Raw genomic sequence first — 25647 nt, forward strand, 5'->3', positions numbered from 1 at the left:
ATCAGACAAGATAGGGAGAAGACAGCATGGCAAAAGTGGCATTCTTGGGCTTGGGGGTCATGGGCTACCCGATGGCGGGACATTTGATGACGGCCGGGCATGATGTCACCGTGTTCAACCGCACCACTGCCAAGGCCGAAGCCTGGGTGGATCAGTTTGGTGGCGCGCATGAGGTGGCGCCGCGCAAGGCGGCGGCGGGCTGTGCGTTCGTGATGTCCTGTGTGGGCAATGACGACGATCTGCGTGCCGTGTGTCTTGGGGATGATGGTGCGTTTGCCGGCATGTCCGAAGGGTCCGTGTTTGTTGACCACACCACGGTGTCGGCCAAGGTCACGCGCGAATTGTACGATGCGGCTGCGGCCAAGGGCATTTCGTTTGTTGATGCGCCGATCTCGGGCGGTCAGGCGGGGGCGGAAAACGGGGTGCTCTCGGTGATGTGTGGTGGTGATCAGGCGGCGTTCGATCGCGCTGCGCGGATCATTGACGCCTATGCCCGCATTTGCCGTCGCATCGGCGACAGCGGTGCCGGACAGATGACCAAGATGTGCAACCAGATCGCCATTGCCGGGCTGGTTCAAGGCCTGAGCGAAGCGCTGCATTTCGCCGAGAAAGCCGGTTTGGACGGGCGCGCGGTGGTCGAGGTGATCAGTCAGGGCGCTGCCGGGTCATGGCAGATGTCCAATCGGTACGAGACGATGATTGATGACCAGTTCAACCACGGCTTTGCCGTCGATTGGATGCGCAAGGACCTGGGGATTTGCCTTGATACGGCGGATGAGGTGGGCGCGTCTTTGCCGGTTACCGCATTGGTGGATCAGTTCTACAAGGATGTGCAAAAGCTGGGCGGTCATCGCTGGGACACGTCGAGCCTGATCAAACGTCTGCGCGCGATGGGCTGAAGGATGTGGACGGATGCAAGGGCGTATCCGTCCGTTTCCGTGGACGGAAACGGTGGTGCAGCACGCCACCAGCGGCAAGTTGCCGATCCGTGTTCACGCAATTATTTCAGTATCTTGTGGCGTCCAACAGCGTTGCTATATCCGCGTTTGACGGCATTGAGTCGTTGTCTGCGGAGAAGTCCGCTTTGGAGTATTGAATACATGAAAGCTCTGGTTGTAACCCTTGGTACCGTTGTCGCTATGACAGCTGGTGTGGCGTTTGCGCAGGTTGCGGTGGAAGACACGGATGGCAATGGCAGCTATTCGATGGAAGAACTGATGGTGGCTTACGCCGATCTGACCGAAGACGTGTTTGCAGAGGTCGATGCGGATGGTGACGGCGCGGTGAGCATGGAAGAGCTCACAGCTGCTCAGGATGCGGAAATCCTCGTCAGCAACTGATCTGCGGTTTTTCTCTCATGCGGGGCTTCGGGTAACCGAAGCCCTTTTGCGTTGTGCGGGGCGCTATTCGGTGTCGGTGCCGCGCAGCGCAAGGATGGCCATGATGCCAATCACGCACAGGCCCACAACCGCGATGTTGAATGGCGCTGTGTTGGCCACGATCACCCAAGCCAGTGCCCAGATCACGGTGATGCCATATTCCGGGGCGCGGTGCAGGCGGTATTGCGCCACAAGCGCAACCACCAGCCCGATGGACAATGCCACAATCGCCGCCCATGTGCTGCTTAGGATGCCGTAGCCACCCAAAAGCAACCCGATCGAAACGGATGAGGCTGCCGTCAACCAGCCCGCGTAGATGGCCACCGGGGCTTGTTGGAACCAGCGGTCGGTGTCGCCGACGCGAAACAGGCTGACAAAGGCGCTGCCCAGCATGGCCCAGATCAAGAGGGTGGCAATCACTGGCGACAGATTGGCGATAGGCAACCATGTCGCGCCGATCAGCAGGCTGACAACCAGCGGCGGGCGCATGGCCGCCCAATCGGCATCGTCGCTGCGCAGGAGGAGGCCAAAGCCTGCGCCAATGATCAGCCACACATAGATCAGCCCCCAGATCGCAAAGGCAAAGCCCGCAGGTTGCACCGGCGGGTTGTCCTGCGGCACCGGGAATTGGTCAGGCTCGAACCCGTTGAACCCTTGGGTGAACCACGGGGAGGCCGCAAAAACCAATGCCGCCAAAAGAACCAGACCTGCCCAGAGACGTGTCATGTTTATGCCATTACCCCGTCTGCCGTGATGCGGGTCTTGCCGCCCAACCACGGATGCAGCGCTTCGGGCAGGGTGACCGATCCGTCCGCCTCTTGTCCGTTTTCAAGCACGGCAATCAGGCATCGCCCAACCGCGAGGCCCGATCCGTTCAGGGTGTGCAGGAAATCCGGTTTGCCGCCGCCTGTGGGTTTGAACCGTGCATTCATGCGCCGGGCCTGAAAGTCGCCACAGACCGAAACCGAACTGATCTCGCGGTAGGTGTTCTGGCCGGGCAGCCACACTTCGATGTCATGGGTGCGGCGCGCGCCAAAGCCCATGTCGCCGGTGCACAGAACAACGGTACGATACGGCAGGTTCAGCCGCTCCAAGATGCCTTGCGCGCAGCCGGTCATGCGGTCCAGCTCATCCCGGCTGCGATCGGGATGGGTGATCGACACCATCTCGACCTTTTCGAACTGGTGCTGACGCAGCATGCCTGCGGTGTCGCGCCCGGCACTTCCCGCCTCGGACCGGAAACACTGGGTGTGGGCGACATAACGCCGGGGCAGGGTGTCTTCGTCCACGGTGTCGCCATTTACCATGTTGGTCAGGGGCACTTCGGCGGTGGGAACAAGCCACCAGCCATTGGTGGTCTGATAGCTGTCTTCGCCGAATTTCGGCAATTGCCCCGTGCCATACATCATGTCGTCGCGGACTAGGACCGGGGTCCATGTCTCGGTCAGGCCGTTGTCGGTGATATGCGTGTCTAGCATGAACTGTGCCAGCGCGCGGTGCACGCGGGCGACTGCGCCCGACATCACGACAAAGCGCGAGCCCGAAAGTTTGGCGGCGGTTTCAAAGTCCATACCGGGTTGAACGCCGGGGATCTCGAAATGTTCCTTGGGCGGGAAATCAAACGCGCGCGCTGTGCCCCAGCGGTGGATTTCGACATTGTCGGCTTCGTCTGCGCCTTCGGGCACGTCGTCAAACGGCAGGTTGGGCAGACCCAACAGCAAGGTTTGCAACGTCTCGTCCAGCTCTTTGGCGCGGGTCTGCATCTCGGCAACGGCGGCTTTCTTTGCGGCCACCTCGTTGCGCAGGCTTTCAAACGCGGCTTCATCGCCCGAAGCTTTGACCTTGCCGATTTCCTTGGCCGCCTTGTTCTGATCGGCTTGGGCGGTTTCGGCCTCAAGAATGGCGGCGCGGCGGGCTTCGTCGATGCGCAACACTTCGGACGAGACCGGTTCCAATCCACGACGCGACAGGGCTGCATCAAACGCAGGGGGGTTCTCGCGGATGGCTCGGATGTCATGCATGGGTCTGGTCCTTCTGACTCGCAATGGTGTTGCGCGGCGTTATGCACCGGAATGCACCGCTTTGGTAGGGGGTCAGGGCTGTGGCAAGCGCGACACGGGAACCGCCAGCGCGCCAGATTGGCCCATCGCGCTTATCACCGCTGTTACGGCCCAGCCCGTTGTGGATTTTGCCAGCACAGGGCCGCCTGAATTGCCGGGCAAAACCGGGCAATCCAGCCGCAGCAACCCGGATCGCACATCCCCGTCACAGGTGAAGGACGCGCTGAGCATATGCGGACGGTGGGTCGAATAGGCGGTGATGCCAAAGGGCGGCGCAGGGTCAGTTTGTGACATGGGCAACGGATCAACATTGGCCGCGCGGCCAAGTGTCAAAAGCGCGATGTCATAGCGCAAATCCAGCGCGCCTTCGGCATAGGCCTTGGGATGCACCCAGATCGACGCGCCTGCCACGCTATCGACGGCAGTGCCACGCAGCCATCCGGCAACAAAGGTCAGATCCTCGGGATTGGGGCCAAGCCCGTCTTCGCCCGACACGCAATGCGCGGCGGTCAACACGATGTTTGGAGCAATCAATGTGCCGGTACACATCTCGCGTTTGCGGTAGCCTGCGGCGTTCACGCGGCCGACCGCGTGCCATGTAGCATGGTCTTCGGCAGGCAGAACCGGCAGGTCTTGTGCCGATGTTGCGGTTGCAATGACCCCTGAAAGAATGACGGACACAAGACGCTTCATGGGCGGATTAAGACCAATATCGCGCCGGGCCACAAGGCAAGGGACAAAAAACATCAGCGTTTTTCGCAAAAGCGGTCACAGGCTTTTGCCGCGCGCCGTCACCGGTGTCACATCCGACCGAACCCGCCTTGCAAAGCAGGACATGGCAACATAGGTTCCGGCCAAATTTAAGGCCAGATCACGCGGGGGCTGCCCCGCCAACTTCAAGGAGCACGCCCATGGAAGGCAACGCCATTGCCCAGTTCGTCCCGCTTATCCTGATCTTTGCGATCATGTATTTCCTGCTGATCCGTCCGCAGCAGAAAAAGATGAAGGACCATCAGAAAATGGTTGAAGGCCTGCGTCGGGGTGACGTTGTTATCACTCAGGGCGGCCTGATTGGTAAGGTTGTAAAGGTCAAGGAAAACAACGAATTGGACGTTGAACTTGCCGAAGGCGTCAAGGTGCGTGTGGTGCAGAACACCGTTGCACAGGTCGTGTCCAAGACCGAACCCGCCAACACCTGATTTTCCTAACCCGCATCGGACCGTTCACTCATGCTTCAGATCGATCTCTGGAAGCGCCTTTTGATCTGGACCACCGTTGCGGTGGGGCTGGTTCTGGCTCTGCCCAACCTGTTTTACCCCCGCGTCGAGCAACATAATGACGCGGTCGCCGCGATAGAGCTGACCGGCGAAACCCCCGAGCTATTATCCCAAAGCGCAGGCTGGCCGGCATTCATGCCGTCCGGTCTGGTCAATCTTGGTCTGGACCTGCGCGGCGGGGCGCATCTTTTGGCCGAGGTGCGGGTTGGGGATGTGTATCAGGCACGGCTAGAAGCGTTGTGGCCCGAGGTGCGCGATGTGCTGCGCCCCGAGCGCGATACTGTGGGCACGATCCGGTTGCAGCCCTCTGCCGCGGACGAATTGCGGGTGCGTATATCCGACCCGGAGGGCATGGCGCGCGCATTGGAGCTTGTGCGCGGATTGGCGCAGCCGGTCGTGTCGATCACCGGCGCATTGAGCAATGACCTTGAGGTGCGGGCAGACGGCGCTGACATTGTTGTGACCCTGTCGGAAGCAGAACAAATTGCCACCGATGAACGCACGATGCAGCAAAGCCTTGAGATCATCCGACGCCGGATTGACGAGGTTGGCACCCGCGAACCGACGATCCAGCGTCAAGGCAGCGACCGTATCCTGATCCAGGTGCCCGGCATCGGATCGGCCGCCGAGCTGAAAGAGATCATCGGCACAACTGCGCAGCTGACCTTTCAGCCTGTTCTAGGCCGCACCGATGATGCGAACGCCAATGCCGGTGTGGGCAATGAAATCCTGCCGTATCTTGATCAGTCAGGTTTCGTGATCCTTGAACAAGCCCCAGTTGTGACCGGCGAAGAGTTGGTTGATGCGCAACCCGCGTTTGACCAAAACGGTCGCCCGGCGGTGAATTTCCGGTTCAACCCAACCGGCGCGCGCAAATTCGGCGACTACACGGCGGCCAACATCGGCAACCCGTTTGCCATCGTGCTGGACGACGAAGTGATATCGGACCCGGTGATCCAAAGTCACATTCCCGGTGGCTCTGGTATCATCACGGGCAGCTTTTCGGTTGAGGAAAGCACGCAATTGGCTGTGCTGCTGCGGGCAGGGGCATTACCTGCTGGCCTGGAGTTTCTTGAGGAACGCACCATCGGTCCCGAGCTGGGCCAAGACAGCATTGATGCAGGACGTATTGCGACCATGGTGGCCTTTGCCTCGGTGCTGGTCTTCATGTTCCTCAGCTACGGTCTATTTGGCATGTTCGCCAATGTCGCGCTGATCGTGAATATAGGTCTGATTTTTGGCCTGCTCAGCCTGATTGGTGCCACATTGACCTTGCCGGGGATTGCCGGGATCGTTTTGACCGTCGGCATGGCGGTTGACGCCAACGTGTTGATCTTTGAACGGATCCGAGAAGAGCTGAAAACCGCCAAAGGCCCGGCCCGTGCGATTGAGCTGGGCTATGAAAAGGCGTTGTCTGCCATTCTGGATGCCAACATCACCACTTTCATCACCGCTGTGATCTTGTTTGTCATGGGTTCTGGTCCGGTGCGCGGCTTTGCGATTACGCTGGGTCTGGGCATTATGACATCCGTCTTCACCGCTATTTTTGTCACCCGGCTTTTGATCGTGATTTGGTTCGAACGCCGTCGCCCCAAGACGATCGAGGTCTGATATGCGTTTGCGACTGGTCAAAGAGAATACGAATTTCGATTTCTTCAAGCGCTGGAAGCTCTGGTTTGGCATCTCGGCTTTTCTGATGGCGCTATCCTTTGGGTCATTCCTGTTGCAAGGGCTGAACTACGGTATCGACTTCCGTGGCGGCACGACGATCCGGACCGAGAGCACGCAACCGATTGATGTGGGCGTGTACCGCGATGCGATTGCGGCGCTGGAGCTGGGTGACATCACGATCTCCGAGGTGTTCGACCCTACCTTTGGCCCAGATCAGAACGTCGCCATGGTGCGCATTCAGGCGCAGGATGGCGAAGAGGCGGTCAGCACTGCTGTAATCGTCACGGTCGAAGCGGCTCTTGTCGAAGTGGTGCCGGACATTCAATTCGTCTCGGTGGAATCTGTGGGCCCGAAAGTGTCGGGGGAATTGATCCAGACAGCCGCTATCGCGGTCGTTCTCGCCATCGGGGCGGTTCTGATCTACATTTGGCTGAGGTTCGAATGGCAATTTGCCCTTGGGGCTGTTGCTGCGCTTGTGCATGATGTGATCCTGACCATCGGCATCTTTTCCGAGCTTCAGATCAAGTTTGACCTTGCCATTATTGCGGCGCTTTTGACCATTGTGGGCTATTCGCTGAACGATACCGTGGTTGTGTTCGACCGGGTGCGCGAGAACCTGATCAAGTATAAGAAAAAGGATCTCAAAGAGGTTCTGAACATCTCGATCAATGAAACGCTGAGCAGAACCTTCATGACTTCGGCCACAACCCTATTGGCGCTTGTTGCGTTGTTTGTGTTGGGCGGGGACGTGATCCGGGGCTTTGTGTTTGCGATGATCTGGGGTGTGATCGTGGGGACCTATTCGTCGATCTTCGTGGCCTCGGCGATCTTGCTGTGGCTGGGCGTCAAGCGGGATTGGACGAAGCCGACAGACACAACCGGCAACCAGTTCTCAAACGTGGATGCTTGACGCGCTTCTGACGGCATTGGCGACACCGGGCCTGGTCTGGCTCGTTCTGATCACCATTGTTGCGGGTGTCGTCTATGGGTTCGCAGGCTTTGGCGCGGCGCTTGTCTACATGCCGGTGTCAGTGATCTTTCTGGCCCCGGTCATTGCGATTGCCGCGTTTTCCGTCTCGGCGATGTCGTCGCTTGTGACGGTGTTTCCCAAAGCCTTGCCGCTGGTGAACCGCAAGGCGGTGACGGTGTTGATCCTGTCGGCCACGGTTTCCGCATCTTTGGGCATCTGGGTGCTGCGGGTGGCGGATGTGACCGCGATCCGCTGGGTGGTGGTTGGGGTCTGTGCGATCACCCTTGCCGCACTGATAGCCGGATGGCGCTACAAGGTAGAGCCGACCACGGGCACGCGCGCTCTGGTCGGCGGTGCGGCGGGGTTTATCGGCGGGCTGAGCGGCCTGACAGGGCCGATCATGGTGCTGTTCCAACTGGCTGGGCGCGACAGCATCGCTACAACCCGCGCGACAACGGTGGTGTTTCTGACAGCCACCAGCCTTTTGATGCTGCCCTTGATGGCGGTGCAAGGCGTGCTGACCGCACCGGCGGTGGCGCTTGGGCTGGTGCTTTTGATCCCGTATGGTGTGGGTGCGCTGATCGGGCAGGCGCTGTTCCGTCCAGACAGGGAACGGTTTTATCGGGTGATCGCTTATGGCATTATCGGACTTGCGACGCTGGCGGGCGTGCCGCTGTGAGAGACACTCTGAAGGAAGGGGCTGACATGCGTTTGAACGAGGTGGTCTATACCGATGCCCAGCCGATCGAAGGCTACGGCCCCGGCTTCTTCCGCATTGGCGGTGAGAAACACGCGGCTCCTTTGCTGACGGGCTACAAAGGCACGGCTCCTTGGGGCGGCTATGACGATGCTGACCCGTTGCTTGCCCTCGAAGGCGCGGTGGATGTTCTGTTCATCGGCACGGGAGATGACATCGCCCATATTCCGTCCGGTTTGCGCACTGTGCTTGAGGCGCGGGGGTTCGGGGTTGAGGCCATGAGCTCACCTGCCGCGTGCCGGACCTACAATGTCCTCTTGTCCGAAGGACGCCGGGTTGCGTTGGCTCTTCTGCCGACCGGATAGGGGGGCAGTTCTATAGGGCAAAGGGCTTGGCTCATTGGTGATGCGTGAACGCACTGTGGCTTTGCGTCACGGAAAGCCTCGCCCACGCACCAGCCAGAATTTCGCAAAGTGACGTTTTCGCGCTTTTGCCAGCCGCGCCCTTGGTCTAAGCCTCCCGCATGGTTTTGTCTGTCCGCGATCTTGCCGTCACCCGGGGTGGCCTTGCGATCCTTGAAGGCGTGTCGTTCGACTTGACGCCGGGCGAGGCGCTGGTCCTGCGTGGCCCCAACGGGGTGGGCAAGACAACGCTTTTGCGCAGTGTCGGCGGCCTGCAACCGCCCGAGGCCGGAACCGTGACCGGGGCCGAAGACCAGATTGCCTATGCGGGACACTCCGATGGGCTCAAAGCGATGCTCAGCGTCACAGAGAACCTGCGCTTTTGGGCGTCCGTGTTTGGACTGTCCGAGATCGAACCCGCGCTTGCGGCGTTCGATCTGGCAGAGTTGCGCAACCGCATGGCAGGCACCTTGTCGGCCGGCCAGAAACGCCGTCTGGGGCTTGCCCGCCTGATGGTGACGCGCCGCCCGATTTGGGTGCTAGATGAGCCGACCGTGTCGTTGGATGTGGCCTCGGTCGCATTATTTGCCGATGCGGTGCGCGGGCATTTGGCGTCCGGCGGCAGCGCGCTGATGGCGACCCATATCGACCTCGGGTTGGCCGAGGCGCGCGTGCTCGACCTCACGCCGTTCAAAGCCAAACCGCGCACCCGCCAGATGGACGAGGCGTTCTTGTGAGGGCGCTTTTGCTGCGGGATCTGGTGCTGGCGATCCGCGCTGGCGGTGGCTTTGGCCTTGGGCTTGCGTTTTTCCTGATCGTCACGGTTCTGGTGCCCTTTGGCGTCGGGCCTGACACCGGGCTGCTGTCGCGCATCGCGCCGGGCATCCTGTGGATCGGTGCGCTGCTTGCGTGCCTGCTGTCGCTCGACCGTATTCTTGCGCTGGATTGGGAAGACGGGTCGCTTGACCTGCTGGCCACAGCCCCTTTGCCGATGGAAGGGATTGTCACGGTCAAGTCCTTGGCCCATTGGATCACGACGGGTATGCCGCTGGTTTTGGTGGCGCCTGTGTTGGGCGTCCTGCTCAGCCTGCCGATTCCCGCCTACCTTTGGGTGGTGGTCAGCCTGGCTGTTGGCACGCCTGCGCTGAGCGTGATTGGCACATTTGGTGCCGCTCTGACCGTGGGATTGAAACGCGGTGGGTTGCTGATGTCGTTGCTTGTGCTGCCGCTTTACATGCCAACGCTGATCTTTGGCGCCGAAGTGGCGCGACGTGGGGCCGAAGGGCTTCCCGTGCAGACGCCGCTGATGCTTTTGGCGGGAATCAGCTTTGGCGTGATCGCGCTTTTGCCCTTTGCCAGCGCGGCTGTTTTGCGGATCAATCTGCGGTAACGCGTCCCATGCGCTTTTTTGAATTGAAGGGACGGGAAAAACCGCCTACCTCAGTGCCATGTCATTGTGGGAATACGCAAATCCTGTGAAGTTTATCCGCACCACCGACAAGGTGTTGCCATGGATATGGGTATTGACGGGTCTGTGTCTTGTGACCGGGCTTGTCTGGGGCTTTTTCTTTACGCCCGACGACTTCCGACAGGGATCAACCGTCAAGATCATCTACATTCATGTGCCCTCGGCGCTCATGGCCATCAATGCGTGGCTGATGATGCTGGTGGCCTCGCTTATCTGGATCGTGCGCCGGCACCATGTGTCAGCACTGGCCGCGCGCGCCGCTGCACCCGTGGGGGCCGTGATGACCATGATCGCGCTTGCGACCGGTGCATTCTGGGGCCAGCCGATGTGGGGCACATGGTGGGCGTGGGATCCGCGCCTGACCTCGTTCCTGATTCTGTTTCTGTTCTATCTGGGTTACATGGCGCTTTGGGAAGCGATCGAAAATGACGACACCGCAGCTGACCTGACCTCTATTCTGTGCCTGGTGGGGTCGGTGTTTGCGATCCTGAGCCGCTATGCCGTGAATTTCTGGAACCAAGGCCTGCATCAGGGCGCGACGCTTAGCCTCGACAAAGAAGAGAATATCTCTGACGTGTTCTGGATCCCTCTGCTGGTTTGCATAGCGGGCTTCGTGCTGTTGTTCATTGCGCTGGTGTTCCTGCGCACCCAGACCGAGATTCGCGCCCGCCGCACCCGAGCGCTTTTGGCGCGGGAGGGGCAGGCATGATGCCCGAACTTGGAAAATACGCGTTTGCGGTACTCAGCTCTTATGGCGTGACGCTTTTGCTTTTGGCGGTGATCGTGTTGTTCAGCTTTCGGCGTGCACGCAAAGTGCGGGCTGTTCTGGACGAGATTGAAAAACGGCGGGCTTCGTAATGGCACGGATTTCGCCGCTCATGGTGTTGCCGCCGATGATTTTTGGCGCGTTTGCGGTGCTGGCCTATGTTGGCATGTTCCGCGACGATCCGCAGGGCTTGCCGTCAACCCGTGTGGGTCAAACGGCCCCCCCGATCACCGAGGCAGCCCTTCCGGGATACACAGCGTTTTCGCCCGAGATGCTGACGGGTGGTGAGGTCACTTTGGTGAACTTCTGGGCAAGCTGGTGCCCGCCTTGCCGGATCGAGCATCCCAAGTTGCTGGAGATGCAGGCCGAAGGCATGCAGATCATCGGGGTGAACATCCGCGATCAAGAGGCGAACGCGAGCCGCTATCTTGAAGAGGACGGTAACCCGTTTGCCGCTGTTCCCTTTGATCCGGCTGGACGGACGTCCATTGATTGGGGCGTCACTGCCCCGCCAGAGACGTTTATTGTCGATGGCGATGGCACGGTGCTGTTCCGCTTTGCCGGACCATTGGTCGGATCAGATTACGAACAGCGCTTTTTGCCCGCTCTGGAACGGGCACTGGCCGACTGATCCCTTACGGGAAAAGGATCGGCGTGGCGTCTGGGACGCCTGCAAACACACTTGCCCCTGCAATCAGAAGCAAGGCTGCGGTCTGAAGAATTGTCAGCAGTTTCATGTCTCAACTCGCGTGGTTTTGTGCCAATACGACCTCTATCTGGGATAACCGGATCAAATGTGTAGGGGCCAAGCTGTCACATGCGACAGGATGTGCCAGAAAATGAAGTCGTTTTTCAAAAATACGCTGTTTTGACTCGGTTACCGCTTAGATTTGTGGCGATTTGAAAACAAGTCGTGCAGATTTTCCCTGATCCTGAGCCATCCCCCAAAACTATTGGCAAAGAAAAAGGCAGGCCCAAAGCCCGCCTTGATCTGGTTTGTCCTGTCTGGTGAATCGTCAACGACGGCGCATCAGATGTATCGCGTTACTCTGCCGCTACTGCGCTGCGGCCAGCAAGGTCGCGCAGCACGTAATGCAGAACGCCGCCGTTCTCGATGTATTCGATCTCGATCCCGGTATCGATCCGGCACTTGAGCGTGATCGTCTTCTCGGTGCCATCGGCATAGGTTATGGTACAGGGCACCTCGGCCAATGGTGTGATCGTGTCGAGCCCGTGGATCGCGACAGTTTCCTCGCCGGTCAGGCCTAGCGACTTGCGGCTGTCATCGCCGGTGAATTCGAACGGAATCACACCCATGCCAACAAGGTTGGAACGGTGGATGCGTTCAAAGCTTTCTGCGATCACAGCCTTCACACCCAAAAGCGCCGTGCCTTTGGCCGCCCAGTCACGAGATGACCCTGCGCCGTATTGTTCACCGCCAAAGATCACCAGCGGAGTGCCTGCCTCCTGATAGGCCATCGCGGCGTCAAAGATCGCCATCTGTTCGCCGTTCGGGCCTTTGGTATAGCCGCCTTCAACGCCGTCCAGCATCTCGTTCTTGATGCGAATGTTGGCGAAGGTGCCGCGCATCATGATCTCGTGGTTGCCACGACGCGATCCGTACGAGTTGAATTCACGCGGGCTGACCTGACGGTCCAGCAGGTACTGACCCGCTGGCGTGGTGTCTTTGAATGACCCGGCAGGCGAAATGTGGTCAGTGGTGATCATGTCGCCAAGCAGCGCCAGAACTTTTGCGCCTTCGATGTTCTCGATTTTTTTGGTGTCCATCGTGATGCCCTGAAAATAGGGCGGGTTCTGGACATAGGTCGAGGTCGGCGGCCAGTCATAGGTCATTTCATCAGTCGTTTCGACGCCCTGCCATTTTTCGTCACCTTTGAAGACGTCGGCATATTTGGTCTGGAACGCCTCGCGGGTGACGGTCTGTTCAACCAGCTCCGCAACTTCCTTGGAGGTGGGCCAGATGTCTTTGAGGAAGACGTCATTGCCGTCCTTGTCCTGACCAAGCGGCTCTGAGGTCAGGTCGATGTCGAGCGTCCCTGCCAACGCGTAGGCCACCACGAGGGGGGGCGAGGCGAGGTAGTTGGCGCGCACGTCCGGGCTGATCCGGCCTTCGAAGTTGCGGTTGCCCGACAGAACAGCAGTAGCCACCAGATCGCCTTCGGCAATCGCCGCCGAGATCTCTTTCTGAAGCGGGCCGGAGTTGCCGATGCAGGTGGTGCAGCCATAGCCAACAAGGTTGAAACCGATCGCATCCAGGTCTTCCTGAAGGTCGGCCGCTTCAAGATAGGCAGACACAACCTGTGACCCCGGCGCCAGGGACGTCTTGACCCATGGCTTGCGGTTCAGGCCCAAGGCCCGCGCTTTACGGGCCACAAGGCCTGCGCCGATCATGACATATGGGTTCGAGGTGTTGGTGCAGGATGTGATCGACGCGATGACCACCTTGCCCGATGTCATCGTGTAGTCTTCGCCTTCAACCGCCATTTCTTTGCCCATGGGGCGCTTGAATGTCTCTGCCATCTCTTTGGTGAAAGCGGCCTTGGCATTGGTCAGGGCAACATAGTCCTGCGGGCGCTTGGGGCCGGAAATCGCGGGCACGATGGTGCCCATATCAAGGTGCAGCGTGTCGGTGTAGATCGGTGCGTAATCCGCGCCGCGCCAGAAACCGTTCTCCTTGGCATAGGCTTCGACCAGCGCGATGCGATCCATGTCGCGGCCCGTTGTCTTGAGATAGCGCAGGGTTTCGTCGTCAATCGGGAAGAAGCCACAGGTCGCACCGTATTCCGGCGCCATGTTGGCGATGGTGGCCCGGTCCGCCAGCGGCAGCGTGTCGAGGCCCGCGCCGTAGAATTCAACGAATTTGCCAACCACCCCGCGTTCGCGCAGCATTTCCACAACCTTGAGAACAAGATCTGTGCCGGTGGTGCCTTCCATCATCTCGCCTGTCAGCTCAAACCCGACAACTTCGGGGATGAGCATCGAAATCGGCTGACCCAGCATTGCGGCCTCGGCCTCGATCCCGCCAACACCCCAGCCAAGCACAGCTGCGCCGTTGACCATGGTGGTGTGGCTGTCGGTGCCGACGAGCGTATCCGGATAGGCCACCTGATCGCCGTGCTGGTCCGCATCGGTCCAGACGGTTTGCGCCAGGTATTCAAGGTTCACCTGGTGGCAGATGCCGGTGCCGGGGGGTACAACGCGGAAGTTGTTGAACGCGTTCTGTCCCCATTTGAGAAAGGTATAGCGCTCCATGTTGCGTTCATATTCGCGGTCCACATTCATCTGGAACGCACGCGGATTTCCGAATTCGTCGATCATGACCGAATGGTCGATCACGAGGTCCACCGGGTTTAGCGGGTTGATCTTTTCGGGATCACCGCCAAGCGCCACGATGCCGTCGCGCATTGCCGCAAGGTCGACCACGGCGGGAACGCCGGTGAAATCCTGCATCAGCACGCGGGCCGGACGATAGGCGATTTCGCGCGGGTTTTGGCCGCCGTTTTCGCCCCAGGTGCCGAATGCCTTGATGTCATCGACACTGACGGTCTTGCCGTCTTCAAAGCGCAGCATGTTTTCCAGCACCACCTTGAGACAGGCGGGCAGGTTGGAAAATGTCCCAAGCCCGGCTGCTTCTGCGGCGGGGATCGAGTAATAGGCGATGGATGTGCCGTTGACCGTCAATGTCTTGCGGGTCTTGGCTGTATCCTGACCAACTGTGATGGGCATGACATGGCTCCTGGATGGGGAAATGCGGGTATCTAGGGTGCTCTTTGCCTTATGGCTGTGACTCGATCAAGGGGGGTGCGACGATTTTGGTATACTATTGTGCACAATTCAGCCGGGGCCGCTGATCGCGCTCTATCGCAAAACCTTGATTGGTTATTTCAATGCTGTGGGGCTAAGTGTTTGGACAAGGCAAAAATACGGGATAGCGGCAGGATGAACAGGCTTTTGGCATTTGTGACGGCACTCGTTCTGAGCGTGCAGGCAACCGCATCTTCGGCACAGGATACCCCGGTCGTGGTCGAGCTGTTTACATCACAAGGCTGTTCGTCCTGTCCGCCCGCAGACGAAATGCTGGCCCGGCTTGGGACGCGCGACAACATCATCGCGCTGGCCCTGCATGTGGACTACTGGGATTACATCGGCTGGAAAGACCAGTTTGCCCATGCCGCGTTCACAAAGCGCCAAAAGGGCTATGCCCAGTCATTTGGCAATCGGTCGATCTATACGCCTCAGATGGTGGTGAACGGTGCGCATGACGTGGTGGGCAACCGCCCGATGGATGTGACCGATCTGGTGCAGGCCCAAGCGGAAAAAGGCTTGCCCGTGCCGCTCAAGCTTGCACGCACCGAAGGATCACTGGCGATTTCGGCACCGGCGTCCACAGGTCTGGGCGATGCGGATGTCATTTTGGTGCGCTATGCGCCGTCTGAATCGGTCAGCATCCCGCTTGGCGAAAACGCCGGGAAAAAGCTGACCTATAGCCACATCGTGACTGAATGGTCCGACATCGGTGATTGGAATGGGCGCGCACCGCTCTCGGCCAAGGTGCCGGTGTCTGGTGCATCCCCGATTGTCGTGCTGATCCAGCGAAAGGGCTATGGCCCGATCTTGGCCGCCGCGCGTTTGCGCTGACGTTTCGGCTTCCAGCGGCGGTGAATCCAGAACCATTGCTCGGGATTTGCTTGGATGCGTGCTTCCAGACGCTGGGTGACATCGCGCATCATCTCAATTGGATCGCCATGCGGCACAGGTGCTTCGAACACCGCGTCGAAACTGATCCCATCGGCGTGGCGCACGCCAAAGAATGGCACCAAAAGCGCGCCGGTCTTGAGTGCGATATCCGCAGCCGAGGTCAGGGTTGGGGCAGGCTGTCCCATAAAGTCGATGGTTGCGCCGGCACTGTCATAGACATCGAACAGCAACACGCCCATGCCGCCCTCGCGGATATGCTTGATCAGCCCCATTGTGCCACGTCGACCCTGTTCGAACACCGGATCGGACAGCGCGTGCATGTTGGCGGCATAATGCGCGTTGAAAAACGGGTTGGACATAGGGCGGTAAAGACCGCCAATCCGGTAGCCGCGTGCGACCAAAGCAGCGCGGGGGGCTTCGAAATTGCCGAAATGGCCGGTGACAAACAAAACCGGGCGGCCTTCGGCATGGGCCTTTTCGACCTCGGCCAAACCATCCCCGGTGATGTTCGCTTTGGCCATGCGGCGCATCAGACCTGTGACATCGTAATTGTCGATCATCGTGCGCCCGGCATTGTCGGCCACCAGATCGGCCAAACGGCGGTGCTCTGAAGTGTCCATGTCGGGCCAGACATGCGCGAGGTTGTCCATCGCGCGGGCGCGGTATCCCGCCAAGGGTGCCACCACATGACGCACCAACCTTCCCATCAGCCATAGCCGCGCCCGCAGCGGCAGGCGCAGCGCCAGCCAGATCGTGCCGCGCAGCACGCGGTCGGTCGCCCAGTCCTGCCAGCCGCCGGGGGTGTGTTTGCGCGTCTTCGTTTGAGCCAAGAGAAACCTGTATGTTGTTGGCGGGCAAGCGCCTTCGAAGGCGCTTGATACGCGATTTCGAAATCGCGTGTCAAAGCCCGTTCCAACGGGCTTGCGCCGCCTGTGACCTGTGATGCGTTGGAGTGTCTTGTTTTTTCGCCTCGAAACACTTCAGAAAGGATCGCATTGCATCACCACGGGTGACAGCCAAGACCATGAGGAAATGACCATGTTCATCACGCAAAATACAGTCGCCATCGTCGCCGGAGGCGCATCTGGTCTTGGAGCAGCGGCCGCCACGGCCCTGGCCGAGGCGGGTGCAAAGCTAGTGATCCTTGACCGGGACGAGGCCGCAGGTAGCGCCCATGCCAAAGCACTGGGCGGTATGTTCGTGAAAACCGATGTGAGCGATCCAGCCAGCGTTGCCGCAGCACTCGAGTCTGTGAGAGCGACCCATGGCGCGCTCCATATCGCAGTGAACTGTGCGGGGGTCGCACCGGCTGCGAAAACCGTGTCCAAAGGGGCCCCGCATAATGCGGCGTCCTTTGCGAATACGATCACCGTCAACCTGATCGGCACCTTCAACGTCGCGTCCCAAGCCGCGGCGCTGATGGCTGGGAACGATCCGGTGGATGCAGACGGGTCGCGCGGTGTGATCATCAACACCGCGTCTGTGGCTGCCTATGAAGGGCAGGTGGGGCAGGTGGCTTATGCCGCCTCCAAAGGTGGTGTGGTGGGCATGACCCTGCCCATGGCGCGCGATCTGGCGCAGCTTGGAATCCGTGTTTGCGCCATTGCGCCGGGGTTGTTCAAGACGCCCATGCTCGAAGGGTTGCCGCAAGAGGTGCAGGACAGCCTTGGCGCGCAAGTGCCGTTTCCGTCGCGGCTTGGGGGGGCAGCGGAATATGCGCAATTGGTGCGCCATATCGTGGAGAACCAGATGTTGAATGGAGAGGTGATCCGTTTGGATGGTGCCATCCGCATGGCTCCGCGCTAAGTCTGTGCCAAGTCCGAAACCCGGAGACCGCCATGCCCCTTGAAGCGCTCATCGTCAGCCACGGCCAACCGTCCGACCCCGATGTCGGTGAGGCTGAGATCGCAGCTTTGGCCGCCGCCGTAGCGCAGCACCTGCCGGATGCGCGGGTCGACGGCGTCACCCTCGCCGCGCCGGGCCGGATCGAGGCGCTGTCGGCTGACCGTCCCGGTGCGTTGATCTATCCGATGTTCATGGCAGATGGCTGGTTCACGCAGGTGCAATTGCCCAAAAGGCTGGCAGATGGTGTTGGGCCGCGATTGGTCAGCTTTGGTCTGGATTGCACGTTGCCGATGTTGGCGGCGCATTGGGTGCGGCAGGTCTGTGCGGATCGCGGGTTTGATCCCAAGGACACCGACTTGATCATCGCCGGGCATGGATCGGGCAAGTCGCGGCGTGTCTCTGAAGCCACAAACGCCTTTGCCGCCCGCGTGGCCGGGGAGGTCAAACCACGGTCAGTGCGCTGCGGATTCGTCGAGGAAGACCCGTCGCTGACCGACGCTCTGACCGGGCTGGGGGAGAAATCGATCTGCCTGCCATTCTTTGCCGCCAAGCGGGGGCATGTGTTGGATGACCTGCCCGAGGCCGTCGCCGCATCGGGGTTTACAGGCGTCGTGCTCGACCCCATCGGTTTGCACCCGGACGTGCCCAAGATGATCGCCGACGCCCTGCGCTGGCGGGCAACGACCCCAAACGTGGCGCAGTGTGTGTTCTGAACGGGACATACTGTGTCGGCGGTGTTTTTTACCAAATGGTAAAATATGGTAGGCCCGGCAGGACTTGAACCCGCAACCAAAGCGTTATGAGCGCTCTGCTCTAACCAATTGAGCTACAGGCCCGCCATACGCGTTTCCTTACCAGACAATGGGGGCGCGTCAAGAGGTGGCGCACGCAGATGATGGACTCGTGCCCATGCCTGCGCTAAGGCACCCGCGACCTTCGGAGGGTGCGGCATGACAGACGGCAAAAATGGTATCACCTACGCAGATGCGGGTGTGGACATTGACGCGGGCAATGCGTTGGTGGAACGGATCAAACCTGCGGCCAAACGCACGGCACGGCCGGGGGTGATGTCTGGGCTGGGCGGGTTTGGCGCGCTGTTCGATCTCAAGGGCGCCGGGTTCACCGATCCGGTGCTGGTGGCCGCCACCGATGGCGTCGGCACCAAACTGCGGATCGCGATCGACACCGGCCATGTGGATGGCGTCGGTATTGATCTGGTGGCGATGTGTGTCAACGATCTGGTCTGTCAGGGCGCAGAGCCACTGTTTTTCTTAGATTATTTCGCCACGGGCAAGCTTGACACCGACACCGCTGCGCGGGTGATCGAAGGCATTGCCGAAGGGTGCGCGCGGTCTGGCTGTGCGCTGATCGGCGGCGAGACTGCCGAGATGCCGGGCATGTATCCAGCCGGCGATTTCGACCTTGCAGGCTTTGCTGTGGGCGCGATGGAGCGGGGCAGCGACCTGCCACGCGGCGTGGCCGAAGGTGATGTGCTGCTGGGTCTTGCTTCTGATGGAGTGCATTCGAACGGCTATAGCCTTGTGCGCAAGCTGGTTGAGGTATCAGGCCTTGGCTGGGACGCGGCATGCCCTTGGGCCGAAGGATCACTGGGGGCTGCATTGCTGACGCCCACGCGGCTTTACGTGACACAGGCATTGGCGGCGGTGCATGCGGGTGGTGTGCACGCGCTGGCGCATATCACGGGCGGTGGCCTGACCGAGAACCTGCCACGCGTTCTGCCCGAGGAACTTGGCGCACAGATCGATCTGTCGGCGTGGGATTTGCCGCCTGTGTTCAAATGGTTGGCACAGACTGGCGGTATGGCCGAGACGGAACTGCTCAAGACCTTCAATTGCGGAATGGGTATGATCCTCGTGGTAGCGCCGAACCGTGCTGCGGCGTTGACAACGATCCTCGAAGAGGCGGGTGAAACGGTGTCGGAGATTGGCACAGTCACCGGCACACCGGGCGTGGCCTACACAGGCGCGCTGGTTTGACGAAACGGGTTGCGATCCTGATTTCGGGCGGCGGCTCCAACATGGTGTCGCTGGTCGAGGACATGACCGGCGATCACCCGGCACGGCCTGTGCTCGTGCTGTCCAACCGGGCGGATGCAGGCGGGTTGGCCAAGGCCAAGGCGCGCGGCATCCCGACGGCGGTGGTCGATCACCGGCCTTTTGGATCGGATCGCCCCGCGTTCGAGGCGGCCTTGACCCATGTGCTTGATCAGGTGCGGCCTGATATCATTTGCCTTGCGGGCTTTATGCGCGTTCTTACCGAAGGGTTTGTGATGCGCTGGCAGGGCACGATGCTCAATATCCATCCCTCGTTGCTGCCGAACTACAAAGGTCTGCACACCCATCAGCGCGCAATTGATGCGGGTGATACCGAAGCGGGCTGTTCAGTGCACGAGGTGACGGCAGAGCTGGATGGCGGACAGGTTCTGGGGCAGGCGCGGGTCCCGATTGACCCGGAAGACCGCGCCGATGATCTGGCCGCGAAAGTGCTGGTGCAGGAGCATATCCTCTACCCTTTGGTTCTGCGCCGCTTTGCTGAAGAAAATCGCACCCGGATCGACTTGCCTTGACACTGCGTCCTATAACGCTAGGCAGGGAAAGGCTTTTCGGATATACCCGTGCTGGGGTGCAGCACATACAATAAAAACGAACGACCCGAATTATGCACATCATCACGACGACCTCCGACCTTGCCGCGTTTTGCGAACGTGCCGCACAAACGGCTTATGTGACTGTCGATACAGAGTTTCTGCGGGAGCGGACCTATTACTCCAAGCTGTGTCTGATCCAGCTTGCCTTTCGCGGCGACGGTGATAAGGACGCGGCGTTGGTTGATCCGTTGGTCGAAGGGCTGTCGCTTGAGCCGTTGCTGGACTTGTTTCGCAATCCCAACGTGGTCAAAGTGTTCCACGCGGCGCGGCAGGATCTTGAGATTTTCTATATTGATCATGGCGTTATTCCGCATCCTTTGTTCGACAGCCAGGTTGCCGCGATGGTGGCAGGTTTTGGCGAACAGGTCGGGTACGAGACGCTTGTGCGCAAGATCGCCAAGCAGGCGCTGGATAAATCTTCGCGCTTTACCGATTGGTCCCGGCGTCCCTTGTCGGACAGCCAAAAGACCTATGCGCTGGCAGATGTGACGCATCTGCGGGTGATCTACGAATATCTGCGGATGCGGCTGGCCGAGACGGGCCGGGACCGTTGGGTCGAAGAAGAGATTGCCACGCTGCTCGCGCCAGAAACCTATGTCACCCGCCCCGAAGATGCATGGATGCGGGTCAAGACCCGGTCCAATGCGCCGCGGTTTCTTGCGATTGTCAAAGAACTGGCACGGTTCCGGGAAACCTATGCGCAAGAGCGTAATATTCCGCGCAGTCGCGTATACAAGGATGATGCGCTGGTCGAACTGGCCTCGACCAAACCCAAGGACATGAGCGATCTCAACGGATCGCGGCTTTTGCTGCGCGAGGCCCGCAAGGGTGAGATTGCCAATGGCATCCTGGCGGCGGTGCACCGGGCGCAAAGCATGCCGAAAGAGCAATTGCCCTCGCCTGACAGTGCGCGGCAATCGCCACAGGTGAACCCGGCTTTGGCCGATTTGCTGCGGGTGCTGCTCAAGGCGAAAACCGAAGCGTCGGGCGTGGCGTCAAAATTGATTGCCAGCTCTGCCGATCTGGATGCCTTGGCCTCGGGCGACCGAAACGTCCCCGCGATGCAGGGCTGGCGGCGCGAAGTCTTTGGCGAAGATGCGCTGCGCCTGTGTGACGGGCGTGTGGCGCTTGCCGCGAAGGGCAAGCAGGTTCAGATCATCGAGCTTTAACGACGGACTGTGCGGGCGGTGTTGGCCCCGCGCACGGTGATCGTGCGGATGCCGCGCAGGTTTTGATCCGTGACCCATAGGGCAACAGTGACCTGTCGTGCCAGAGCGCCTGCATTGCGTGGCCCGGATTGTTGCAACGCTCTGAGGTCCAGCACGAGGGTGGACGGGTCACCATCGCTGTCATCGGCAATCAGACGCACATCGAACGGGCCTGCGCGTTCGGCCTGACCCGTGGCGCGGATGATGGCCCCGCCGGGGCGGCGTTCCACGAGCAATTCAGTGATGTCGGCTATGGGCGTCCCGGCAAATGCGTCAGGCTGGTTGCTGCGGAAAATCGACGCACGCCGCGCCGGGATCAACGGATTCACCGTGGCAGTGGCCACATCCATCGCGGCAGGGTCCGGTTCGCTTGAGCCAAACCAGTTGAACGGGTTTAAACGCGACTCGCTGACTGTTGCGCATCCTGTCAGCGCCACGGTTGCGAGGATCAAAAGCGTCACGGGTTTTCGCATGGTCGGTCCCTCTGCCTGTGCTCTTTCGACGTAACCGATTGTGCCGCCGTTGAAAAGCGTCATGCCCGGACTGGACCTTCGGGTCGGGTCTCCCTAGGTGTTCAGTCAGCACAATTCAGGACCGGAGACCGTTATGGCCAACGCGGCGTTTGAAGAGATAGTCGAGGATTTCGAATTTCTGGACGATTGGGAAGACCGCTACCGGATGGTGATCGAGCTTGGCCGCGCGATGGAGCCATTGCCGGATGCTTTGAAGGTGCCGGCCACCAAGGTCGATGGCTGCGCCAGTCAGGTCTGGCTGCATCCGCAGGTCGAGGACGGCGTGGTGCAGTTTGAGGGCGAATCCGATGCGATGATCGTCAATGGCCTGATCGCGGTGTTGCGCAAGCTCTATAACGGATTGTCCCCGTCAGAGGTCGCCGCCATTGACGCGCGGGCGGAATTGGGGCGGTTGGGCTTGAACGATCATTTGTCGGCACAAAGGTCAAACGGGCTGCGCGCGATGATTGAGCGTTTGCAAGGATTTGCGGGCGCATCTTCAGGTTAAGTGACCGCCTGCGGCGTACAGGTTTGAGCGTGCGCCCCGGTTGGAGGCTGACGACGGTTGGGGGCGCTGCCCCCGTCGCGCTGTGCGCGACTCCCCCGAGGTATTTAAGGCCCAAAGAAGACTGGGTCAGTCGTTGCCATTGCCAGTGAAACGCGCGGCGTCGGCCGCGGCACGGCGGATCGCGTTCGATTTGTGGACGGTTTCCTGATATTCGGCTTCGGGGTCGCTGTCATAGACAACGCCGCCACCGGCTTGGATATAAAGCTTTTTGTCCTTCACCAACGCGGTGCGCAGCGCAATGCACATGTCCATATCGCCGCCCGCGCTGAAATAGCCAAGGCCGCCACCATAGATGCCGCGTTTTTCCGGTTCCAGCTCGTCGATGATCTCCATCGCGCGGACCTTGGGTGCACCTGACACGGTGCCTGCGGGCAGACCGGCCAGCAGGGCCGACAGCGCGTCATGTTCGGGGCTGAGATCGCCCACCACGTTGGAAACGATATGCATGACGTGGCTGTAGCGTTCTATGATGAATTTCTCGGTGGGGCGCACTGTCCCAATTTTGGCCACGCGGCCCACATCGTTGCGGCCCAGATCAAGCAGCATCAGGTGTTCGGCGCATTCCTTGGGGTCGCCCAAAAGGTTAGCTTCGAGCGCGTCATCCTCGGCAGGTGTAGCGCCGCGCGGGCGGGTGCCTGCGATGGGGCGGATGGTGACTTCGTTGCCAAAGACCCGCACAAGGATTTCAGGGCTTGCCCCGATAACCTGGAAGCCCCCAAAGTTAAAGTAAAACATGAAGGGCGACGGATTAGTCCTTCGCAAAGAACGATAAAGTGAGAATGGCGGCAGTGGGAAGTCTTGCGTCCAGCGTTGCGCCGGGACCACCTGAAAAATGTCGCCTGCGCGGATGTAATCCTTGGCTTTCTCAACTGCGTGCTTGTAGCCCTCATGAGTGAAATTCGAAACGGGCGGGGCGCTGTCCGCCGGGTCGCCCATTTCCCGGGCCTGTTGCGGCAGCGCGCGTTCGAGATCGCGCACCGCGTCCATCACCCGCTCTGCGGCCTGTGCGTAGGCAGCACGTGCAGTCAGGCCATCGGTGACCCAAGCGGGTGACACAACAGTCACTTCGCCTTTCACCCCGTCCAGAACGGCCACCACCGACGGCCGCATCATGATGGCGTCAGGCAGGCCGAGCGGATCGGGGTTGATGTTGGGCAGATGTTCGACCAGCCGGATCATGTCGTAGCCCAGATACCCAAAGAGGCCAGCCGCTGCCTGCGGCAGGTTGTCGGGCAAGTCGATCCGCGATTCCGCGATAAGCGCGCGCAGCGTGGTCAGGGGGTCATCGTCCTGCGGTACAAACGCGTCAGGGTCGTAGCGGGCGACGCGGTTGATGCGGCTTTCCGTGCCGTGACATTGCCAGATCACATCCGGTTTCATCCCGATGATCGAGTATCGCCCGCGAACCTCGCCACCAGTGACGCTTTCGAGGACAAAGGCGTCTTTGGCGGCCCCGGTGAGTTTCAGCATCAGCGACACGGGTGTGTCGAGGTCGGCTGCGAGGCGCGCGTAGACAACCTGGTTTTGGCCGGCTTCGTAGGCGCGGGCAAAGCTGTCGAAATCGGGGGTCAAACTGGCCATGGGATCACTGAATGACTGCGTGAACGGCGTTGATCGCGGGTCGGTTCACTTCGACCCCGGCGCGGCGTTGCACATCGGTGGCAAAGGCGCGGAACAGGTCTTCGGCAACGCTGTTGGCGGCTTGGTTGCGCAGGGCTTGGGCCAACATTTCGATATCGGCATCGCTGCGATCGACGGCGTTGATGCCGTCAAGACGCAGCACCACGACCTCGCCGATGCCTGCAATCGCGCGGATGTCGCCGATGTCCATCTCGAACACAGCGCGGAGCAGGCCGGGCGTCAGGTCTGCAAGCTGGGCGTTGCGGCCAAGATCGGTTTCAGTTTGCGGAGTAAGGGCGACATCTTCGAACGTGGCACCGCCCGTCAGCGTTACGGCCAATTCTTCGGCTTGCACCATCAGTTGCGCGGTTTGTTCGCGGGTGTCCCAGCCTTGGCTTACTTGGTCGATCACGTCTTCAATGGCTTGCGGTGCGGGGGGCTGGATGCGGTTCAGACGCATGGCGAAGACGCCACCATCACCAAGCTGCATGACTTCCGGGAAGTCGCCTTCGTCCAATTGGCGCGCGGCTTCGCGGAACGCATCATACGCAGCGATTTCGCCATCGGCTCCGGGGAACCAGTCGATCTGCCCGATGCGGGCCTCGGTCGTGTCGGCGATTTCTTCAAGCGTGGCACCGGCGGCCAGTTCGTCGTCAATGGATTGCGCCAGCGTTTCGATCACGCGCCGGGCACGGTCAAGCGCCAGTTCGCCGCGCAGGTCGGGGCGGGCGTCGTCGAACGACGTGTTTTGCGGGTCGAGCACGGCGTTGATCCGGTAGAGCGCGGGACCAAGGTTTGACGGCAGTGGGCCAACAACGGCGCCGGTTTCGGCGGCGAAGACATCGTCGCCAGCGCCGTCCAGCATCTCGGGTGTGACGTCGCCCATATCCACATCCGACAGCGCGAGGCCACGTTCAATGACAAGGTCTTCAAACGTGAAATCGGGGCCAAGACGGGTCAGCGCGTCGGCGGCATCTGCGTCGGTGTTGAAGACAAGGCGTTCCACAAGGCGGCGTTCGGGCAGGTTGAATTCGTCAAACCGTTCGTCATAGGCGGCGCGCATGGCGTCTTCGTCCACATCGACCGTATCGACGATCATCTCGGGGGTGATCCACGCATAGGTGATGTCGCGCAGTTCAGGCAGCGTGTAGCTGGCGATATTGTCTTCATAATAGGCTTGCAGGTCGGCCTCGGACGGTTCGGGCAGGCCGGTTTGCAGGTTCGACCCGGTCAGCCGCGCCCATGTAAAGTCGCGGGTTTCGCCGGTGTAGGCGAGCAGCGTGTCGACATAGGTGTCGGGCAAGGTGTTGCCCGCGACCAGCGCGCTTTGCAGGATCGTGCGTGCGGTGTCATCGCGCAGCTGCTCTTCGAATTCCGATTCCGACAGCCCCTGATTGCGCAGCGCAAAGCTGTAGGCTTCGCGGTTGAAGCTGCCATCTGCGCTTTGGAAAGACGGAACTTGCAGCAGTTGTTCGGCCACCACCTCGTCGCCAACGGACAAGCTGATTACGGCCGCCTCATTATCGAGGCCACGCGCCGTGATGAGCTGGGCCAGAACCTGGCGATCAAGGCCGATGGCCTGGGCTTCGGACAGCGGCACGGCGCGACCGGCTTGGGCGGCGAAAGCGTTGATCTCGGTGCGCAGGTTGCGCAGGTAGGCGTCGGTTGACACTTCTTTTTCGCCCACGGTCGCCACGCTGCGGGCAGTGCCAGACAGGCTGGTTGCGCCAAAGCCTGCGAGGCCGATGATTAGAAGCCCCATCAGGATCCAGATGAAGGTCTTTGACAGCTTGCCTTTGCCCATGGCCATGCGGGTGC

General features: G+C 60.4%; 27 protein-coding genes and 1 tRNA gene. 19 read left to right on the forward strand and 9 right to left on the reverse strand.

The features are described from left to right. The first annotated feature begins 26 nt into the window (after window positions 1-26). Together ACSHXH_RS08040 and ACSHXH_RS08045 are read left to right on the forward strand one after the other, a co-directional pair. Window positions 27-899, forward strand: a complete 873-nt coding sequence (locus tag ACSHXH_RS08040) for an NAD(P)-dependent oxidoreductase (RefSeq protein ID WP_435671260.1) — start codon at window positions 27-29, stop codon at window positions 897-899. Between the two features lie 201 nt (window positions 900-1100). Continuing rightward, window positions 1101-1340: an EF-hand domain-containing protein gene (locus tag ACSHXH_RS08045; protein WP_435671261.1), complete on the forward strand. Its 240-nt coding sequence runs from the start codon at window positions 1101-1103 to the stop codon at window positions 1338-1340. 63 nt (window positions 1341-1403) lie between these two features. Here the strand turns inward: ACSHXH_RS08045 and ACSHXH_RS08050 are convergent, their stop codons facing one another. The 3 genes from ACSHXH_RS08050 to ACSHXH_RS08060 form a co-directional block, all read right to left on the reverse strand. After that, complete coding sequence (locus ACSHXH_RS08050; RefSeq protein WP_435671262.1) at window positions 1404-2105, reverse strand: hypothetical protein; 702 nt, start codon at window positions 2103-2105, stop codon at window positions 1404-1406. A gap of 2 nt (window positions 2106-2107) precedes the next feature. Then, window positions 2108-3400 carry a serine--tRNA ligase gene (gene serS, locus ACSHXH_RS08055; protein ID WP_435671263.1) on the reverse strand — a complete coding sequence of 431 codons (1293 nt, stop codon included), beginning with the start codon at window positions 3398-3400 and terminating at the stop codon, window positions 2108-2110. A 72-nt stretch (window positions 3401-3472) separates the two neighbouring features. After that, window positions 3473-4186: a trypsin-like serine peptidase gene (locus ACSHXH_RS08060; protein WP_435671264.1), complete on the reverse strand. Its 714-nt coding sequence runs from the start codon at window positions 4184-4186 to the stop codon at window positions 3473-3475. 164 nt (window positions 4187-4350) lie between these two features. Here ACSHXH_RS08060 and yajC point away from each other — a divergent pair, with 164 nt between their 5' ends. The 10 genes from yajC (at window position 4351) to ACSHXH_RS08110 (ending at window position 11320) form a co-directional block, all read left to right on the forward strand. Continuing rightward, window positions 4351-4638 (forward strand): preprotein translocase subunit YajC, encoded by a 288-nt coding sequence (yajC, locus tag ACSHXH_RS08065; RefSeq protein WP_435671265.1) that lies wholly within the window; start codon window positions 4351-4353, stop codon window positions 4636-4638. Window positions 4639-4668: 30 nt separating this feature from the next. Then, window positions 4669-6327 (forward strand): protein translocase subunit SecD, encoded by a 1659-nt coding sequence (secD, locus tag ACSHXH_RS08070; protein WP_435671266.1) that lies wholly within the window; start codon window positions 4669-4671, stop codon window positions 6325-6327. Window position 6328: 1 nt separating this feature from the next. Beyond that, window positions 6329-7297, forward strand: coding sequence for a protein translocase subunit SecF (gene secF, locus ACSHXH_RS08075; protein ID WP_435671267.1), 969 nt, complete (start codon window positions 6329-6331; stop codon window positions 7295-7297). Continuing rightward, window positions 7290-8036, forward strand: coding sequence for a sulfite exporter TauE/SafE family protein (locus tag ACSHXH_RS08080; protein WP_435671268.1), 747 nt, complete (start codon window positions 7290-7292; stop codon window positions 8034-8036). The genes secF and ACSHXH_RS08080 overlap by 8 nt, the downstream gene beginning before the upstream one ends. A gap of 26 nt (window positions 8037-8062) precedes the next feature. Continuing rightward, window positions 8063-8419, forward strand: a complete 357-nt coding sequence (locus tag ACSHXH_RS08085) for an Mth938-like domain-containing protein (protein ID WP_435671269.1) — start codon at window positions 8063-8065, stop codon at window positions 8417-8419. Between the two features lie 158 nt (window positions 8420-8577). Beyond that, complete coding sequence (gene ccmA, locus ACSHXH_RS08090; protein ID WP_435671270.1) at window positions 8578-9192, forward strand: heme ABC exporter ATP-binding protein CcmA; 615 nt, start codon at window positions 8578-8580, stop codon at window positions 9190-9192. Continuing rightward, entirely contained in the window at window positions 9189-9845 is a 657-nt protein-coding gene (gene ccmB / locus ACSHXH_RS08095; RefSeq protein ID WP_435671271.1) for a heme exporter protein CcmB, read from the forward strand. Before ccmA ends, ccmB begins: the two co-directional genes overlap by 4 nt. 58 nt (window positions 9846-9903) lie before the next feature. After that, on the forward strand, window positions 9904-10632 hold the full coding sequence (locus tag ACSHXH_RS08100; protein WP_435671272.1) for a heme ABC transporter permease: 729 nt from the start codon (window positions 9904-9906) through the stop codon (window positions 10630-10632). Continuing rightward, complete coding sequence (ccmD, locus tag ACSHXH_RS08105; protein WP_435671273.1) at window positions 10629-10781, forward strand: heme exporter protein CcmD; 153 nt, start codon at window positions 10629-10631, stop codon at window positions 10779-10781. The genes ACSHXH_RS08100 and ccmD overlap by 4 nt, the downstream gene beginning before the upstream one ends. Then, window positions 10781-11320: a DsbE family thiol:disulfide interchange protein gene (locus tag ACSHXH_RS08110; RefSeq protein WP_435671274.1), complete on the forward strand. Its 540-nt coding sequence runs from the start codon at window positions 10781-10783 to the stop codon at window positions 11318-11320. The genes ccmD and ACSHXH_RS08110 overlap by 1 nt, the downstream gene beginning before the upstream one ends. 413 nt (window positions 11321-11733) lie before the next feature. On the opposite strand, the gene acnA is transcribed toward ACSHXH_RS08110, so the two are convergent. Further along, on the reverse strand, window positions 11734-14436 hold the full coding sequence (acnA, locus tag ACSHXH_RS08115; RefSeq protein ID WP_435671275.1) for an aconitate hydratase AcnA: 2703 nt from the start codon (window positions 14434-14436) through the stop codon (window positions 11734-11736). Between the two features lie 213 nt (window positions 14437-14649). Here acnA and ACSHXH_RS08120 point away from each other — a divergent pair, with 213 nt between their 5' ends. Further along, on the forward strand, window positions 14650-15348 hold the full coding sequence (locus ACSHXH_RS08120) for a DUF1223 domain-containing protein (protein ID WP_435671276.1): 699 nt from the start codon (window positions 14650-14652) through the stop codon (window positions 15346-15348). Here ACSHXH_RS08120 and ACSHXH_RS08125 read toward each other — a convergent pair. After that, entirely contained in the window at window positions 15312-16238 is a 927-nt protein-coding gene (locus ACSHXH_RS08125) for a lysophospholipid acyltransferase family protein (RefSeq protein WP_435671277.1), read from the reverse strand. The two genes, ACSHXH_RS08120 and ACSHXH_RS08125, sit on opposite strands and share 37 nt — an antisense overlap. 208 nt (window positions 16239-16446) lie before the next feature. Between ACSHXH_RS08125 and ACSHXH_RS08130 the strand changes: the two genes are divergently transcribed. Beyond that, a complete protein-coding gene (locus tag ACSHXH_RS08130; RefSeq protein WP_435671278.1) occupies window positions 16447-17214 on the forward strand; it encodes an SDR family NAD(P)-dependent oxidoreductase in 768 nt (255 codons plus the stop codon). Between the two features lie 32 nt (window positions 17215-17246). After that, window positions 17247-17966 carry a sirohydrochlorin chelatase gene (locus ACSHXH_RS08135; RefSeq protein ID WP_435671279.1) on the forward strand — a complete coding sequence of 240 codons (720 nt, stop codon included), beginning with the start codon at window positions 17247-17249 and terminating at the stop codon, window positions 17964-17966. Between the two features lie 46 nt (window positions 17967-18012). Here ACSHXH_RS08135 and ACSHXH_RS08140 read toward each other — a convergent pair. Next, window positions 18013-18089 (reverse strand) — tRNA-Ile (locus ACSHXH_RS08140). 114 nt (window positions 18090-18203) lie between these two features. Here ACSHXH_RS08140 and purM point away from each other — a divergent pair. From purM to rnd, 3 genes are all read left to right on the forward strand, one after another. Then, entirely contained in the window at window positions 18204-19250 is a 1047-nt protein-coding gene (purM, locus tag ACSHXH_RS08145) for a phosphoribosylformylglycinamidine cyclo-ligase (RefSeq protein WP_435671280.1), read from the forward strand. After that, window positions 19247-19840 (forward strand): phosphoribosylglycinamide formyltransferase, encoded by a 594-nt coding sequence (gene purN / locus ACSHXH_RS08150; RefSeq protein WP_435671281.1) that lies wholly within the window; start codon window positions 19247-19249, stop codon window positions 19838-19840. Before purM ends, purN begins: the two co-directional genes overlap by 4 nt. A gap of 92 nt (window positions 19841-19932) precedes the next feature. Beyond that, on the forward strand, window positions 19933-21090 hold the full coding sequence (gene rnd / locus ACSHXH_RS08155; protein ID WP_435671282.1) for a ribonuclease D: 1158 nt from the start codon (window positions 19933-19935) through the stop codon (window positions 21088-21090). On the opposite strand, the gene ACSHXH_RS08160 is transcribed toward rnd, so the two are convergent. Next, window positions 21087-21665: a hypothetical protein gene (locus ACSHXH_RS08160; RefSeq protein WP_435671283.1), complete on the reverse strand. Its 579-nt coding sequence runs from the start codon at window positions 21663-21665 to the stop codon at window positions 21087-21089. The two genes, rnd and ACSHXH_RS08160, sit on opposite strands and share 4 nt — an antisense overlap. Window positions 21666-21735: 70 nt before the next feature. Here ACSHXH_RS08160 and ACSHXH_RS08165 point away from each other — a divergent pair, with 70 nt between their 5' ends. Next, window positions 21736-22149, forward strand: coding sequence for a SufE family protein (locus tag ACSHXH_RS08165; protein ID WP_435671284.1), 414 nt, complete (start codon window positions 21736-21738; stop codon window positions 22147-22149). Window positions 22150-22275: 126 nt separating this feature from the next. Here the strand turns inward: ACSHXH_RS08165 and trpE are convergent, their stop codons facing one another. Together trpE and ACSHXH_RS08175 are read right to left on the reverse strand one after the other, a co-directional pair. Continuing rightward, window positions 22276-23790, reverse strand: a complete 1515-nt coding sequence (trpE, locus tag ACSHXH_RS08170; protein WP_435671285.1) for an anthranilate synthase component I — start codon at window positions 23788-23790, stop codon at window positions 22276-22278. A 4-nt stretch (window positions 23791-23794) separates the two neighbouring features. Next, window positions 23795-25639 (reverse strand): SurA N-terminal domain-containing protein, encoded by a 1845-nt coding sequence (locus ACSHXH_RS08175; RefSeq protein ID WP_435671286.1) that lies wholly within the window; start codon window positions 25637-25639, stop codon window positions 23795-23797. Window positions 25640-25647 lie beyond the last annotated feature (8 nt).

It is taken from the genome of Marivita sp. (genome assembly GCF_051251565.1).
Taxonomy (GTDB): Bacteria; Pseudomonadota; Alphaproteobacteria; order Rhodobacterales; family Rhodobacteraceae; genus Marivita.